The organism is Rhodococcus phenolicus, assembly GCF_001646785.1.
Lineage (GTDB): Bacteria > Actinomycetota > Actinomycetes > Mycobacteriales > Mycobacteriaceae > Rhodococcus > Rhodococcus phenolicus.
Genome location: NZ_LRRH01000019.1, coordinates 1 through 16,343, shown reverse-complemented (window position 1 = coordinate 16,343; position 16,343 = coordinate 1). Strand labels below are relative to the sequence as shown.

The following is a 16,343-nucleotide window of genomic DNA, read 5'->3' as shown; positions in this document are numbered from 1 at the left end:
CGTTAGTTGATTCCGCCGAAGGCACCGGCGCCGGCCAGTGCGGTGTCCATCTCGTCGACGACGGACTCGGTCTGTGCCAGCTCGTCGAGGGCTTTATCGCGGGCCTTGCCGTCGGGCAGCGCTTCGATCACCACACGGCGCTTGGTGGCGGCGTCGCGGATCTCGGCGAGGCGTTCGCGGGTGAGTTCCTGTCGTTCATCGAGTTTGGCCAGCCACACCGGCGAAGTCGCCTTGAAGTAGTCACGCAGCGCTTTGATCACCGGATCGTTGGCGCCTTTGGACACGAACGGTCCGCGCAGCGCGGCAACGTCCTCGGCAGTGGGGGTGATCGATTGGGAAATGCGACGGGTCATCGGGCAGTCCTTCCAGGGAGTGGTTGTTGGGGAGGTGACGGACGGTGAGGCCGGGGCGCTTCGGACGCGACTGCTCAGTGGCAATTCGGCGCCCGCGCAGTGCGATGTCGGAGCATCACGCGGGCTGGTCGACGAGGTCGGGTTCGGGCAGGACGACGACACCGGTCGCATCGAAAGTGATGCGGGTTTTCACCCGGCCGGTGCCGACGGTCAGGACGGTCTCGACAACCTCGCCGCGGCTGCCGCGGCGCACGTCGACCGCCGAGGCGGTGACCGGCACCAGCTCACCGTCCTCGTTGTCGATGAGCACGGTCTGCCCGGCGGTCACGCTCGACGCCGGGATGACATCGGCGAAATCGTCCTCCTCCGGCTCGGGTTGCGGTGCGAATCCACCGCCGGGTTTGGTCATCGACACCGCACTGGTCTCCCCCGTCTCTGCGCCGCCGAGAATGATGGGTTCGGGGACGTTGCCGTGGCTGCGCGCACGCCGCGCCAGGGCGCGTTCGGATTCGATGAAGTCGGCCAGCTCCGGCGAGTAGCAGGTGAACTGAGGTGCCTCCGCCGGTATCAGGCCGTCGATGATCGCTTTCTCGCTCTGCGACAGTTGGTTCCACTTGTTCGGATGCTTATCGACATTCGGGGTCCACCACATCTGCGCATCGACCGGCGACCCGTCGTCACCGAGGGCGATCCCGCGGCCCTTGACCGAGGTATCGACCTCGCGTCCGACGGTGGAGTCGCCCCACATCATCAGCGCACCGTCCTGCGAGAGATTGCCGAGGGAAATGCGGGTGCCGAAGTTGTCGCGCGCATTGCCCGAGGCGCCGCCGAACAACGACGCATCCGGGCGCTGCACCCCGAGCAACAATCGGATGCCGGCCGAACGCGCGAGCACCGCCAGATCCGCCCACGCGCCGAGCGGATCGAGTTCTTTGAGCTGCGCCTTGGTTTCGTCGTCGCCGGTCTTGGCCAGGCGCTGCCACTTACCGGAGAGGATGAAGAACTCGTCGAGCACCGCGATCATCAACGGCAGCTGCGAGCCTTCGATCTTCATCTGATGGATGTAGGCGTTGCGCGCCATCATCTCGGCGTGCAGGGCGCGCACAAATATCGCCGCGCGCAGCGCGTCGTAGATGATCGCCCCACACCCCGGATAGCCCTCGAGGCCGTCGAGTTCGATCATCTTCGGATCGACCCCGACGAACGGGATCCCGCGCCGCGCCGCCTCGGTGAGCAGCGTGCGGATCACCGAGGTCTTGCCGCCACCGGTGGGGCCGACGATCAGGCAGTGCGGCTTGTTGGAGCTGGTGGACACATCCCAGAACATGATCCGATCCGCCGCACCCGTCGCATACGGCAGGTGCCGCAGGTTCTCATCGACCAGTTCCAGGGGATGGTCGACGCGGTCGGGCATGGCGGTGACCAACCGCATCACCAGATAGCCCTTGTTCGGGTACCAATCACACGTCCAGTGCCGTCCGGATTCGTGCGGGCCGGCCAGCGAGGCGAGAGCTTCGTCGACCTTGGCCTGAAACGCGGGGGCGCCGGCGTTCATCGACTTGGCGAAGGCGATCCGGTAACCGGTCTCGATACCTTCTTCGTCGAGGGTGTCGACGCTGACCTTCGGGCTTTTGAAGATCGACGCCGCATCGAGCGCATCCTGCAGGACCTTCTGCCGTTCGCTGCGGGTATCCGGCGCGATCGCGGTGCGTGTGAGGACCAGGCGGTCGCGGTGCGCGTCGTGTCGCACCGTCATCGCCCACCACTCGTCACCGAACGCGGATTCGACCGCATGGGAGAACTGCTCGAACTGCTTGGGCCGGATCACCGCACCCCGCGGCAGCCTGATCGTCGCGCGGCGCATCACATGTCCGCTCATGGGCAGCGGAACGGAGATCTTCGTGGGTGTGTGTCCGGTGCTCTGCTGGACCATCGCGTCGAGCATCTGCGCCCAGCGGCGAGCACGGTGACGCGAGACGTCGAGGCCGACCAGCGGTGCGGTCACCACTGTCAGTGGCCACCGGTGGTCGTGCAGCTGAGTGAGCACGTCGATCGCGGCCTGGTTGCCGGCTGCGGAGGCAATGAGATGGGAGCTGGCGAAGGCCGCTGCGGCAGGTACCGCCGTGAACGGCGAGACAGGCACGAAACGCGGCACACACGACGTGCCGTTGTCGTCACCGGCACGACCGCCGCGAGTGTTGGTGGTGTCGCCGAATGTGTCGCGCCAGGTGGCGACGAGCCAGTCCTTGAGAGGGTCGGGAGTTCCGCTCACTGCCTGTGCCTTTCGCTCGTGGTGGCGCTGATTCGGATGTGGTCCGGTGCGGTGTGTGCGAGCACCGTGGCAGGGAGCTCAGGTTTTCACCAAGCAGGTGAGCATGTTCAGCATCGGGTGGACGGTGCATGTTCCGGTGCGTGACAGCGCTGACCGATCAGGCTGCGGTTCACCATGGTCGAGGTGCGCCGAGAGCGAGCCGGGTTCAGCACCGTGAACAGCGTTGAGCATGCCGCTCGTACAGCACCACGAGCAGCGCTCATTTCTGCGTCACATACCGCGGCTGTGCACCGGCGCGAGGAGCGCTCGACCGAGCGCGTGCGATCGTGTTTGCAGGCGCTGTGTCGAGCGCTCCCCGAGCCTTTGAACGGTGCGGTTGTCGAGGATGTACATCGCCGGCGCATTCAGCACTCCCAATAGCGTTCGACGTGGGCGTCTGCGAATAGCGTTGGCGCCCGGCGGAATTCTGGATTACACTCCCCCCAAGGAACGCCGGGGGGAGTGACCCCGTAAAGGGGTAGGCGTCGCGAGCGCTTCTTCAGGCGCCCCGTTCTACCGCTCGAATCCGCCGCTGTGTGCGCGCGCTCATTCGAGCGCTGTTGGAGCGTGCTTGCGCGCCACTCGTGCAGCGAGCTGTTTCCGGCGATCCGATCACCGCCCGGCGAACTGCTTTTCACGCCGCATGTGCACGGCGTCGATCCATGTGTAGTCGGCACCACTGTGAGCGCTCTTCCGCTCACCGCAGCACAGGCACGACGCCGCGTTGGCGAACACACCGCTGCGTCAGTACCGCCTTTGAATGTGTGAACTGCGCTGCTGCGCAACCTCGACCGGGCACGCTCGGCACTACCCCGCAGTCTCGCTTGGCGAGGTGGGTTTCTCGCGCTCGATCAGTGCGCCGACTGCGGCGGATCTGCGTCGGGTGTGCGGTCACCTGCTTGGTCGAGATCGGCTCCTCATTTTAGGTTCTCGGCCGTCGCCTTTCGGGCGTACGACCGAACCCGTCACTGGAGTGCTCATGTCTCTCGCGTCAAGCCTTGCCGATTTGGCGATCACGACCGTCCCGCGCGGTGACGTGCTGGCCCAGACCACCGAGGTCACTACGACCGGGGTGCGCGCCTGGATCGAAGACAACATCGTCTTCACGATCCTCGTGCTCATCGCCTGTGTGGTGTTGATGGGTGGTCTGCGCGGCAACTTGTCGAAGGTCGTCACCGTCGGCGGCCTGTCGCTGGTCGGCATGGCGTATCTGGGCATCGCGACGAACACCACCGCGGCGACCGGTATCGGCAACTGGATCCTCGGTCTGATCGGCATCCAGGTCTGACCACCACCGCGTGAGCACCGCCGATAGCCAATGGATGGGAGAGCGTTCGTGATCGACAACGACGACATGCTGCACCGCGTGGACCGCCACTACCTCGGCCCGACCGGCTTCACCCTGCCGGTCCGGCTGCGCTACGGGGCGGTCGGGCTCGGCACGGTCATCACCGCCACGGTCTTCGTCGTCGCCCGCGCGATCGTGCACGTCCCGCTCGGCTTCCAGTCCCTGGTGCTGATCGTCGGGATCGGTGTGGTGATCACCGCGCGGGTCACGAAGTACGTCAACGCCGACCGCCCCTTGCGCTCGGTGATCACCGCGGCGTGGAACGACCTGACCGCGCCGCGCCCACCCAAGCCGGGGCAGACCGTCGTGCTCCGCATCCCCGCTGCCTTCCACACCGCGCGCAGTACCGGCGCCGCTATGTCGAACGAAGGGAACTCCACCGATGCGTTCGCAGCCTGATACCGACATCGCTGCGCTGTTCGACCCGAACTTCGACGCACCCGAACCAGCCGTGGTGCCGCCGGGTGCGTTGCCGCCGTCGTGGGCCGCCGCGATCGCCGCCCATCACACCGACTCCCCCACCACGTCGACCGTTTCCCCAGCGTCGACGTTGGCGTGGTCCCAGGTGCCCGGCAGCAGCCTCACCGCACCCGCTGCAGAGACCGTGCCGACCACTGCAGTCGACGCCGACGCACCGGTCGACGAGCGCACGCGCGGACGCACGAAGCGCGGCAAGAAACGCGACACCGACGCGGAGTTCATCCGCCAGTCGAAGGCGGCGGCCACACGCGCCGAGCGCGCACGCAAGGCGGTGCGCCTGCAGCTGGTCGGGGTGGAAGGCAACATCACCCGCACCCGCACGCAGTCCACCGCGTGGTTCGTCCAGCCCCCGGGGCCGTGGAACATGCGCCCGGTCGGCCGCCAGCGTCGTTACATCCGCAGCGAAGCGCTGGTGCTGGCGAATCTCGCCGAAGCCGGCGTGACCGGTCTGCACCGTCGGCTGGTGCGCACCCCGTGGCCGGTGCGTGCATGGGCGCAAGCGCACGACGGGTGGGCCGAACCGATCCCGGATGTTCCCGGTGCGTTGTCGTGGTCGGATTACCTGCGTGGCCAGCAGCACGCGATGCTGTGGGGCAACCCCACCCTCAAAGGCCGCTACTGGGGCATCGAACTACCACCCCGCTCCACACTCGCGGTCGGACTCGACACCGTCTCCGAATGGCTGCTGCCCGTCGTCGAGTGGCCGCTGCTCGGACGTGTCGCGAGACTGGTTCGCGCGTGGGCACGTACGGCGTTCCTGAATGAGCAGAGGACGCTCGCCGAGCACCTCGCCGCGATCGAACGCATCCTGTCCGGACAGGGGGTGCGTGCCAAGCCCGCCACCGCCGCGCAGATGGACTATCTGCTGCTGCGCTCGGCGTCGATCGGGTTACCTCTCGATGCCGAGGGGGTGATCTCCGGTGGCGGGAACTGGGAGCACTCCGATGTCGCGGCGCTCGAAGACCTCACCTGCCTCGAGCTGACTCCCGGGGACGGGTACACCACTGTGCGTGGTCAGGTCGGTGGCCGCGACTACACCGGCTACGCCATCGTGCTCACGGTTGGGCGCATGGCGCCGCTGCCGATCCCGGAGAAGATGCTGCCCTGGCAGGTCCTCGGCGACTCCTCCGGTGAACCGCTCGAATGGTCCGAACGCCTCCGCCTGAAAACCAAGAGCCAGACCATCCGCAGTCTGCGTCGACTCACCGCGCGCATCGAGTCGCAGTTCGACCACTACACCGTCGAACACGACCAGGTCCCGCCGCAGGAACTCGCCGAGCAGCATGCGCTCGCGCAGCGGGTGATCTCCGACATCGAAGACGACCACTCCGGGCTATCGGTGCGCACCGAGGGTTGGTACCGCGTCCTCGTCGTCGGCTCCACACCCGAGGACGCCAAGGCGAAGGTGTCGATGCTGCAGGAAATGTATGCCCCGCGCATCCGCCTAGAGCAGGAGCACGGGCAGTACCAGTTGCTGCGCGAGTTCCTCCCGGGTGAGCCGCTCGCCAATATCGCGCACTGTCGGCGCATGAGCGTCGAGGCCGTCTCCGCGGGGATGGCCGCAGTCGGTGACCGGATCGGGGACCGCACCGGCGTGGTGATCGGTGAGACTGCCTCGATCGCACCGCGGCCGGCGGTGTGGGATCTGTTCGCCGCGCACGAGAAGAAGCACAAGTCGGGTTTGACCCCGATCGTCGCGGTGCCCGGCTCGGGCAAGACGTTCCTCGCGGGGATGCTCGTCTATCAAGCGGTGCGCGCAGGGGCGTACGGGGTGGTGCTCGACCCGTCCGGGCCGCTCAAGAAACTCGCGCAGCTCCCCGAGTTCCGCGGCGTCGCCGACGTCCAAGCATTGACCGGGCGCACCTCCCGCCCCGGCTCGCTCAATCCGTATCGGGTGATCGTCGACCCGCGCCGCGACGACCCCGACTACAACCCAACGAACCCGGACTACGCCGACGATGCGGATCCGGTCGCTGCTGCTCGCGCCCAGTACGAGGCTGACATACGGGCGGCGCAAGCCGAACGAATCTCGGTGGCGGTGTCGGTGCTGAAGATGATGCTCTCCCCCGCCCGCCTCGAGCACGAGTGGACCGAAACGGTCCTGCAGACCGCGGCGAACACCGTCGGCGGCGGACGGCACCACAACCTGCGCGAAGTCCTCGACGCGATCGAAGCCCTCGGCCGTGACGACGAGAACGTCGAGCTGCGTACCTGTGCGCGCAGCGTGCACCAGGAATTGTCGATGATGGCCGACCTCGCCGAAGCCCGCGTGCTCTTCCCCGAAGCAGGTACCACCAGCGAGCCGGAGGACATCGTCGACAACACCACTCGGCTGACGGTGTTGACGATGCCCGGCTTGCAGCTCCCACCGACGGGCACCGACCCGTCGCAGTGGACCCCGCAGCAGCGCATGGCCGGCCCCCTGATGCACATGGCCGCGTGGCTGGCGAACCGCCTCGTCTACGAACTGCCGCGCTTCGAGCGCAAGGTGCTGTTCCTCGACGAGAACAAGTACCTCGAACAGACCGGCGCCGGCCGCACGCTGAACCTGCGCATCGCCCGCGACAGCCGCAAATACAAGGTCCGCGCCCTGGTGTGCTCGCAGCTGCCGGACGACTATCTCGGTGTCGATGGCAGCGATGACAAGTCGGCACTGACCTACGAGGTGATCATCGGCGATCTCGGCGGCAACACCCACGCCATCGACGGCGCCCTCAAACTATTGAATCTCCCCTCGGGGGAAGGCTACGAAGCGCTGTTGGCCGATCTCGGTGGCGGCGGGGAAGACACCCTCGACGAGGACACCGACACCGACCACCTCGATCAGGCCCGCCGGTTCATCGTGAAGATGGCCGACGACATCGAACTGATTCGCTCGGACTGGACCCACTTCGTTCACCTCGCCCACGTATTCGCCGCGCTTGATTCCCGTGCGACCCGAGCTGCGATGGGCGCCCCGGCGTGAGCGCGCAGCAAGCACGCCGGACGCTTCCGGTCCCGTCGCTCTCTGTCCGCTATGTTGGGCGGCCCGGCGAGCTCGTAGCCCGTGTTCTCGTCGTGCTGATCCTCGCCACGATCGCACTGATCGGGATCGGCACCGGGACTGCTGCGGCCAGCGGTTTCGACTGCAAAGACGTACCGTCCCCGGAGTTCCCGAACGAGACCGTCGAGACAACCTTCGACTCGTCCAGCGCCAACCGGCCGCCCATCGAGGACGGGGGTGGCACGGGTTACGAAAGCTACGGCTGGGCCGGACTGAGATGGCACACCTACGACCTCGGCTGCGGTGAGGACCTGGTGCGCGCTCCCGGCGCGGTCAACGACACCACCCTCGGCAACACCTTCCTGACGATCGGGAAGTCACTGGCGGCCGCGGCGTTCTGGCTCGACGACCAAACCAAGACCGGACGCGACCCGCTCGACGCCGGAGTCGACTCAGCACTCGAACAGTTCGACCGGATCATTTACTCGATCAGCGACGGCATGCGCGGAGTCTACGGACAATGGCTGGGGATCGCGCTGACCGTCGTCGCTGTGATCGTGCTGTGGAAATCGCTGAAGGCCGACACCGCCGGCGTCACCCGAACCTCGGCAATCGCAGCAGCCGGGCTCATGCTCGGAGCACTGATGGTCGGCGCACCACAGAAAGCAGTCCAGGTCGCCGACGACACATTCGGCTCACTGATCACCGACACCCAGGATCAGATTTTCTCGGTCCAATTCGGGGACGGACCCGGCGGCGGCACACTCGTCGGTGGCCCGACCGACCCACGCAACGTACTGATCGACCAGATCTTTCTTCCGGATTGGCGCACGGGTTGGTTCGGCACCAACTACGACCCCGGGGACACAGCCGGGCTCGGGCCGAAGCTGCGTGATTCGCTGGCGTTTTCGTACGAAGAACAAGAGCGCGTCAAGAACAACCCGAACGCCCAAGCCGAGCTCGCCGAGCAGAAGGCCGACAAGTTCCGCGAGATCGTCGCATCGCTGGAATCCGACCATCAGTTGTCCTACTACCAGTTCCAGGGCAAAGACTCCGGCCGCACCTCGACCGGTTTCATCGGCATGATCAAACTCGCGATGCCGTCAATCCTGTGGATCGGCGCCTCGATCCTGAAGATCACCGCACTGCTCGCGATCCGGTTCGCCATCCTGTTCGCGCCGCTATGGGTTCCATTCGCGATGATCGCCGGTGGCTGGCTGGCCCGCATCCTGCGCATGCTCGCCACCGCCTACCTGTGGGGCGTAGCCGGCGCCGTCATCGTCGCGCTGTATCTGATGGCGCTCGTGCAGCTCTACGTCGACGCCGACGGACAGATCGACGGGTCCTGGCGGTTGTGGTTCATGGTGCTGCTCACCGTCGTGTGCTGGACGATCATGCGCCCATTTAAACGGGTCGGCCAGACGTTCACACAGAACAGCTCGAGCATGGTCAATCGCAAGGCCCGGGAGGCAAAGCGCTCCCTCAAGACGAGGGCATTCGGCGCGGCAGGTGCCGCCCTCGGCGGCCCGGGCGGAGCGATCGCAGCCAAGGCCGGCGAACGCGTGACGCGAAGGAACCGCGGGCACGACGACGAGGTTGAGACGACGTCCACCGGTTTCCGACCCGAAGGCCGCGGACTCAACAATCGTCGACAGCAAGCACTGGCCCAGGCACGAGCAGAAGCACGCACGAACAGAACTGAGCCCCTGGGCCACGGAGCGGACCGTGACGCACGCATCGCCGGTATCGCGGTCAGTGCCGGCCGTGATCTGGACCGGGGTAAGAAATTGTTGGGTGACAACGGCACCGAGCGAGCCGTCGCATCGGGCACGGCCGCATGGAAACGGTTGGACAAAGACGAGGCGGAGAACCGACGTCGGGAGCGGCAGGCCCGCACGGAGCTGTTGACCGCCAGTGTCGGTCAGCGCTGGGACGGCGGGGATCGCTCGGCCATCGCACCAATGAAGGTCTACAGCCCGCCCCGCCACCGCGAGTCCGCACACACCAGCACCGGCACCAGCTCTCGTGAGTCACGGCACGGCCTCCTCCGCAGTGAGCGTCCGACCGGGAACACACCGTCCCGACCACGGGTCTGGAATGCGCCCACCCCAAACAGTCCTACTCCGCGGGACAGGCACCTCTGATGTCTCGGTCCGGCCCCAACCCCGTACTCGCCCCTGTCCGCCGCTGGGTGCTCTACTCACGCACGAACCTGGCAATCTCTGTGGTCGGGGTCGTCGCGGTGTTGTCGCTCGTCGGCATGCTGGTCGGGGAACAACCGCACCCGCAGACCGTGGAGGACACATCCGCTGCAGGGCCTGAGACTGCTGCGGCGAACGCGGACGCCATCAGCTACGAACTCGACGAAGTGAGCGAGTCCCAGGTGGTCGCCACGACGGCAGCCCAGACCGCAGCCAGTGCACCGGCCACCGCGATGGCCTACGCCCATACCTTCGTCGACACCACCCTGTCGGATACGCAGTGGACCTCCGCGCTGGGCCGCTACACCGTCTCCGAGCCCGGGCCCAGCATGGTGGCGGCCCGGCCGCGCACTCCGGTGGTCATTACCGGACCCACGGTGAGCACTCTCGTCGCCGGCCCCGCCGGGACGCAGAGCTCACGGGTCCTCGTCCCGACCCAAGCCGGAGAAATGACGGTCTCCGTCGTGGTCAAGGAGCTGTCCGATGGAACGCAGCGCTGGGTGGTCGACACTCCCCTGCCGACCCTCGAGCTCTCCGACGTCGAGGACACCGCACCGCGCTCCATCGCCCACACAACCACTCCAACTCCGACGGAGGCGACGACACCGCGACCGACGGAGGCGACGACACTGCGACCGACGGAGGCGACGACACTGCGACCGACGCCGACCTCACCCACGACGCCCACCCCTCAACTAACCTCCGCCCCTAACGAGCCGGAACACGAGCCCACATCCAGTCGCAGCGCTGACCCTGCCCCGACGCCGGTGCCTGGGCCAATTCCGATTCCTGACCTCGACACCCCCATCCCGGGGCAATTGTGACCATCCACGGCGCCAGCAAGGTGTTGTTGCTCAGCAGCGCAGCCGCTCTCACCGTCGGCATATCCGCCTGCACGACAGGACCTCCAGTGATTCCCCACGATCCATGCCGCACCGTCCCCACCCGCGACAACACCTCCGAGGGGACAACGGATCTGCACTTGCGTGTCTCCGGCCCGATACAGCTACCGGTCCATCCCGGAACCACGACCCACACATCCGGATTCGGCCCACGCTGGGGAACGCACCACCACGGCGACGACCTCGCCGGACCGCCCGGAACACCGATCCTTGCCGCTCTCGACGGAGTTGTGGTCGCTGCAGGCTCCACTGGTGAAGGACCGGGCGTCGGATTCGAGAACTGGGTGATCATCGACTCGAACGTCGACGGCTCACCCGTCAGCACCGTCTACGGACACATGTTCGCCGACGGCATCCACGTCACCCCCGGCCAACAGGTCACTGCCGGCGATCACATCGCCGACATCGGCAACGCCGGAAGCAGCACCGGAGCGCACCTGCACTTCGAATATTGGCAGGGCGGCAGACTGCAAGGCGGCACCCCCATCGACCCAGTGACCGTGCTACCCGAGATCGCTTGGCAGAACGACGGAGCACCATCGTCCGTCGCCGACCGTCACGACAGCGACCGTCACGGTGACCAGGACAGCAACGTGCGGCTCGTCGCCGCCGCCCGCTCGACTGCCGACTGCTCGGGATTCGGCACGGCCGGCGGCGGCGACCTGGCCTTCGGAGCTGTCCCAGCCGAGTTCGAACCGTGGTTGCGCCGTGCGGGTGCGGTATGCCCTGAGATCGACTCACCACTGCTGGCCGCGCAACTCCAGCAGGAGAACAACTTCCGCTACGGCCCGACCGCACCCGTCTCACCGTCCGGTGCAATTGGACCAGCGCAGTTCATGCCCGGCACCTGGGCCGCCTGGGGTAAGGACTACGACGGCGACGGAACAGCGGACCCGAATTCGATCGGCGATGCAGTGATGTCGCAGGCGCACTTCATGTGCGCGCTCCATCAAGATGTGGCTGGGATTGCGGGTGATCCGATCGAATTGACGCTTGCGGCCTACAACGCCGGCCTCGGGGCGGTGTTGCTGCATCGCGGTACCCCGCCCTACGCCGAAACACAGAACTACATCGCCAAGATCACCGCAGCCCGCGCGGCCTTCACCAACCCGAACTCACGGGGTCGGTTCACGCCGAAGGCATCAGGTGACAACCGCCAGGTCGTCGCGGCCGCGCGGGAGTACCTTGGCACCCCGTACGTCTGGGGTGGCGGTGGCATCGCAGGCCCGTCCGGTGGAGGGTTCGACTGTTCCGGCCTGACTTCGTTCGCGGTCCACGCGGCCAGCGCTGGCACGGTTACGCTTCCTCGCACGTCCGAGCAACAGTGGAAACTCGGAGTCGAGATCCCGATCGTGCGGGCGCAGCCGGGGGATCTTGTCTTCGGCAGCTGGGGACCGAGCGGACCCGGCCACGTGGGGATCTACTCGGGCAACGGCCAGATGGTCCACGCACCCACGACCGACGACGTCGTCACCGAAGCACCGCTTCAAGCAGGGATGAGAGCCCGCCGAGTGATGTGAGGAACATGTTATTCATGCTGGCCATCAAGCATTCTCATGTGATCGGGGGTCCTTATGAGAGTAGGAAAATCTGTCGCGGTGGTGTTGACCGTCCTGGCTGTCAGTTGGGGCGCGCATTCGTGTCTGTCCCCTCAGAGGGAAGTCGAGGGATCGGCACCCGCCGACTCGGAGCCATCTATCTCTCCGACCTCACCTTCACCCACGACGACAGTGGCCTCTTCTCCCACAGCTGCCGAGGCCACGACCCCGTCTCCAGAGGCTCATGCAGCCGAAGACGCGGCGAGGAAGGGTCTGACCGTGGTGTTCACTTGGCACCCGACCACCGACCGCACCCAAAACGACGCCTACGGACGCGCACGCCACTGGTTGACCGATTCCCTTGCCCAACGCATGAGCGTCGATGCCCACACCGAACGCGGGCCAAGCGTGCAGTGGGCTCACTGGGCCGAGCAGCAGACGAAGGTCATCGCCGACGTCAGCATCGAGTGCTCCGGCTGTCCCGAGGACACCGACACCGTCATTCGCCGCGTAGCCACCATCAAACAGACAGCGGTGTCCAACAGCGGCACCGCGACCGTCCAGCCCGACACCACGGTATGGGTCACGATCGTTCGAAAAGACGACCGCTGGCTCATCGACGAAATCCGCTACTGACCCGGAGGTCCTATGAAACCCCAGAACCTTGTCGCCGCCTTGATCACCGCAGTTCTCGCAGTGGGCGTGGTCTCGTGCGGGAGCGACAAGTCGACCGCGCCTGCGCCCACCGTTGCGCCGAGTACGACAGCAGCACCGGCGACCGCTTCGGTTTTCGGCGAGGACAACACGGACATCCTCTTCAAAATCCATCAACGGAACGCTGTCGCGATCATTGAAACAGTCGAAGAACGTGGAGGTACGCCGGAACAGGCAGTGGCAGCACTCCTCGCCGGTCAGGCCGAGACGGGCTGGAGGTCCGGGTTATCTCTGCCTGCGCCAGCCACGGCCATCGCGGACATCTACGGCTGGCGGTTCGCGTACAACATCGGGGCCGATTCCGCGGACGCCGTGCGCGCGGCGACATACACGTTCATGGACAACGCTGCTGGCGTGGACGTCGATCCGGGGAATCCGGTGGCGTACGCGCTGGCGGTGCAGCGGACCGATACGCGCGAGTACCTCGAGGACAAGCGCTTTTATACGAACGGTGCGACTGCTACGTCGGAGTACTCAAAGGCCCAGCCCATCGCCGAGGCTGCGTACACGGAGTTGCGCGGCAAACGGTAACTCTGAATACGTACAGTGCCACGCGTGCACAGTGTTCCGCGCCAATCTATCCGAGTTCGACAGGCAACCTTCGTTTCCGAGAACGAGAGCGTGCTCCTTCTCAGCAAGAAGGGCTGAGCATCAACGAGGTCCTCAACGTAGTTCTTCGGTATCCCAGCGCCTCAAGGGCAGAAGAACGATGAACGAGTACAAACCGCCCTACGTTGTCACGCGTGGTCCGCTAATGCTCGAAGACGGTGCCGTTCAGAGGTCATTAATGATCGTCTACCGGAGTTACCTGGATGAGTGTCAGCTCCGCATGAGCAGGACGATCCTTGAGTTGGAATGGGCGCATAGTTACCGAGGACTTCACCCACTCGTCCTGACCACGGTGCAATTGCACCAGATCCACGGTATATGGGGCTTCTCCAAGGCTGATTCGCATCGCGCTGGCCTGCAAGGTAGGTAGATCGTCCGGGTGCACGACAGGTCCGGTCAGGTGCGCGTACTGCCATTCGAGCCACTCCGGGGCACGGCCGATCCACAACACGATCGAGCCCCGGTGAGCTTCGAAGAGTGCGACGTGCACCTTTGACCCGTCGAGTCCTTCGGTGAGTCCGAGTTCGGCGAGCGTGGGTATGGATGGCGGATAGGCGTCGGAGAAGTCATGGTAGAGAACACGTACGCCCTTCCCGTCCGCGGTAGGTCGCAGGATTACCTGCCACTGCATGGCGTGGCCGTGATCGTGACGGACTGAGAACCAGGTGCTGAGCACCATCCCCGGCTTGGGTGCCAGGGTGATCTCGAGGAACTCCTGTTCTTTCTCCATATGGATTGCCCGATTGATGTAATCCGAAGAAAGCGCCGTAGGCACCCAGTCTTCGAGCAACGTTCCCGACATGGCCGCGGACTCCCAGGTCTGGTAGATCAGCCAATCGGTGGTCGACCAGAACACCCCTGACGTCAGTCGTCGCGGCGTCATCTTCTCCTTCGGATCGCCGACCCACATGTGGATGCCGTGCACGTCGCCGAAGGGCCCGATGATGGGCCAGGCGTAGAACCGCCACGCTCGGTTCAAGCGCTTCGAGTGCAGGACACGTTCGAACGGTTCCCGTGTCTTCCGTACGTGCTCGATGATCGGCTCGACAAGGATGTCTGCCGCTGGTGAGATGCTCCTCCTGGTGGAGATCATGTTTTTCGTCTCGTCCCCCGAAGCCACCAGTGTCGCGACGCCCTCAGTCAGCGTCTCGATCAAGTGCCATCCGCCCATGCAGACCTCGCTCATTACGATTGCGTATCGATCAAGCGGTCAGTGTAACGGTCGTCCATTCTCGAGCGATTGGGCGTCGCGTCTCATCGCATGCGGGCTCGCATAACCAGGCGCAGGTTCTTGGGGCGGATCGTCAGAAGCTCTTCCACCTTCAACTCGTATCCCGGGACGGGTGCGATGTCGAAGTGCGTAAGGATGCGGGCCAGTGCGAGTACGGCCTCGTGCAGCGCGAATTGGCGACCGATGCACGCACGGGCGCCGACACCGAATGGCTTGTATGCGTGGGCCGGACGAGCTCGTACGGCTGGGGGCAAGAACCGATCCGGATCAAACCGCTCTACGTCGTCATCCCACAGTTGCGGATCGCGGTGCAGGGCGAGTAGGACCACCAGGATGGTTTCGCTCTTGCGGATCGGATAGCCGGCCAGGGTGGTCTCTTGGCGAGCTTTGCGAAAGAAGGCCGGGCCGGATGGCCACAGTCGCAGCGTCTCATCGACGATGCGCCGTACGTACCGCAACTTCGCAACCTGCTCGAAGCGCACCGACGCGCCGCCCGTTCCGAACACCTCGTCGATTTCTTCCCGGGCCCGTTCGACAATCTCAGTGTTGAGTGACAGGTAGTGCAAGGCGAACGACAGCAACCCAGCGGTGGTCTCGTGCCCGGCGATCAAAAAGGTCAGGACTTGGTTACGGATGCTCTGATTCGACATCATCTCCCCCGTCTGGGGGTCCGGGTTCTCGAGCATTCGTTGCAACAGATCGTCCTGTCGCGGTGTCTCACCGCTGCGGCGGGCGGCAATGACCTGATCGACCGTGGTCTTCATCAACGCAATGTCTTTCGGGTTTTGGCGCATAGCCTTCCATCCGAGAATTTCCCGAAGGACCGGAACATCGTTCGCAGTCTGGGAGACGTACGCCATGGCGCGACTCATGGATTCGACGAACGGATGGCGTCCAGGGGCGAACGAGTTGAAGCTGTAGCCAAATCCTGTGCGGCCGATAACCTCCAGGGTCAGCCGGTTCATGTCAGAAGATATGTCGACAGGCTCGCCGCTGGCCGTATCGGCCCAGTAGGCACATAGTTGATCGATGCATTCGACCATCGCGTCGTGGTAGCTGCGCATCGATGCCTGGCTGAAGGCCGGCATCAACACATTGTGCGCCTGCGCCCAGGCCGGCTCGCTGTTGAATGCGGTGAAAAGCCCGTCACCAGCCAGTTCTCGCAAATTGCTTACCGGAGGGACGACTGCCTTCGCGAACCGGGTTTCGTCAAAGACCTCTGCGGCTGCGTCGCCACCCCCCACCACGATGACCTTGCGGCCGAGGATGCTGATCTCGAAGACGTCGCCCAACTCCTGCACGAACTGCGCTTCCCGCTGCACCGGTCGCTGAGGGTCGAGGCGCAGCACATCGCCAAGCAATGGCAGCCGCCACGACGGCCGAGGCATCCGCTGTTCCGCCACCTTGCCCTCCCCCGGAGCGTTCGGCGCGGTGTCTCCGGAACTGGCACTCCCCACAGAAGTCATGGCCCGAGTGTGCCGTACCGCTATCTCCTCCGCCGAACCCCACCTGAGACCACGCCGCACAGCCCGCGACGCGCCAGACCGGCCTTGACGACGCAAAAAGGACATGTCCTTTCACTGAGCCAAGACCCATCCATCGGAATCGCGCCGCGATCGAACGAGGGACCTGTCTGGAGTCGAAATGTGGATATGATCCCTCCCGGCGTTTCC

12 protein-coding genes are annotated in these 16,343 nt (G+C 65.3%); 8 read left to right on the top strand and 4 right to left on the bottom strand.

Features of this window, described 5'->3' with window-relative positions; all coding sequences use genetic code 11:
• Positions 1–2 precede the first annotated feature (2 nt).
• Positions 3–353, bottom strand: coding sequence for a hypothetical protein (locus A8G15_RS06710; protein WP_068156969.1), 351 nt, complete (start codon positions 351–353; stop codon positions 3–5).
• Between the two features lie 115 nt (positions 354–468).
• Complete coding sequence (locus tag A8G15_RS06705) at positions 469–2,625, bottom strand: type IV secretory system conjugative DNA transfer family protein (protein ID WP_068156966.1); 2,157 nt, start codon at positions 2,623–2,625, stop codon at positions 469–471.
• A gap of 1,018 nt (positions 2,626–3,643) precedes the next feature.
• On the opposite strand from A8G15_RS06705, the gene A8G15_RS06700 reads away from it, so the two are divergent.
• The 8 genes from A8G15_RS06700 to A8G15_RS06665 all read left to right on the top strand — a co-directional run bounded on the left by A8G15_RS06700 (position 3,644) and on the right by A8G15_RS06665 (position 13,361).
• Positions 3,644–3,952, top strand: a complete 309-nt coding sequence (locus A8G15_RS06700) for a hypothetical protein (protein WP_068157037.1) — start codon at positions 3,644–3,646, stop codon at positions 3,950–3,952.
• A gap of 48 nt (positions 3,953–4,000) precedes the next feature.
• Positions 4,001–4,411, top strand: coding sequence for a hypothetical protein (locus tag A8G15_RS06695; protein WP_245687737.1), 411 nt, complete (start codon positions 4,001–4,003; stop codon positions 4,409–4,411).
• Complete coding sequence (locus tag A8G15_RS06690) at positions 4,395–7,457, top strand: ATP-binding protein (protein ID WP_068156964.1); 3,063 nt, start codon at positions 4,395–4,397, stop codon at positions 7,455–7,457. The genes A8G15_RS06695 and A8G15_RS06690 overlap by 17 nt, the downstream gene beginning before the upstream one ends.
• Complete coding sequence (locus tag A8G15_RS06685; protein ID WP_425415072.1) at positions 7,454–9,619, top strand: hypothetical protein; 2,166 nt, start codon at positions 7,454–7,456, stop codon at positions 9,617–9,619. Before A8G15_RS06690 ends, A8G15_RS06685 begins: the two co-directional genes overlap by 4 nt.
• Positions 9,619–10,500 carry a hypothetical protein gene (locus A8G15_RS06680; RefSeq protein WP_068156959.1) on the top strand — a complete coding sequence of 294 codons (882 nt, stop codon included), beginning with the start codon at positions 9,619–9,621 and terminating at the stop codon, positions 10,498–10,500. Before A8G15_RS06685 ends, A8G15_RS06680 begins: the two co-directional genes overlap by 1 nt.
• Positions 10,497–12,098, top strand: coding sequence for a peptidoglycan DD-metalloendopeptidase family protein (locus tag A8G15_RS06675; protein WP_068156951.1), 1,602 nt, complete (start codon positions 10,497–10,499; stop codon positions 12,096–12,098). The genes A8G15_RS06680 and A8G15_RS06675 overlap by 4 nt, the downstream gene beginning before the upstream one ends.
• A 210-nt stretch (positions 12,099–12,308) precedes the next feature.
• Positions 12,309–12,752, top strand: coding sequence for a hypothetical protein (locus tag A8G15_RS30485; RefSeq protein ID WP_245687736.1), 444 nt, complete (start codon positions 12,309–12,311; stop codon positions 12,750–12,752).
• Between the two features lie 12 nt (positions 12,753–12,764).
• On the top strand, positions 12,765–13,361 hold the full coding sequence (locus A8G15_RS06665; protein ID WP_068156946.1) for a hypothetical protein: 597 nt from the start codon (positions 12,765–12,767) through the stop codon (positions 13,359–13,361).
• A gap of 253 nt (positions 13,362–13,614) precedes the next feature.
• On the opposite strand, the gene A8G15_RS06660 is transcribed toward A8G15_RS06665, so the two are convergent.
• Positions 13,615–14,625 carry a GAF domain-containing protein gene (locus tag A8G15_RS06660; protein ID WP_245687735.1) on the bottom strand — a complete coding sequence of 337 codons (1,011 nt, stop codon included), beginning with the start codon at positions 14,623–14,625 and terminating at the stop codon, positions 13,615–13,617.
• Positions 14,626–14,693: 68 nt separating this feature from the next.
• The gene (locus A8G15_RS06655; RefSeq protein ID WP_068157027.1) at positions 14,694–16,058 is read right to left on the bottom strand and encodes a cytochrome P450; all 1,365 of its coding nucleotides are present in this window, start codon (positions 16,056–16,058) and stop codon (positions 14,694–14,696) included.
• Between the last annotated feature and the right edge of the window lie 285 nt (positions 16,059–16,343).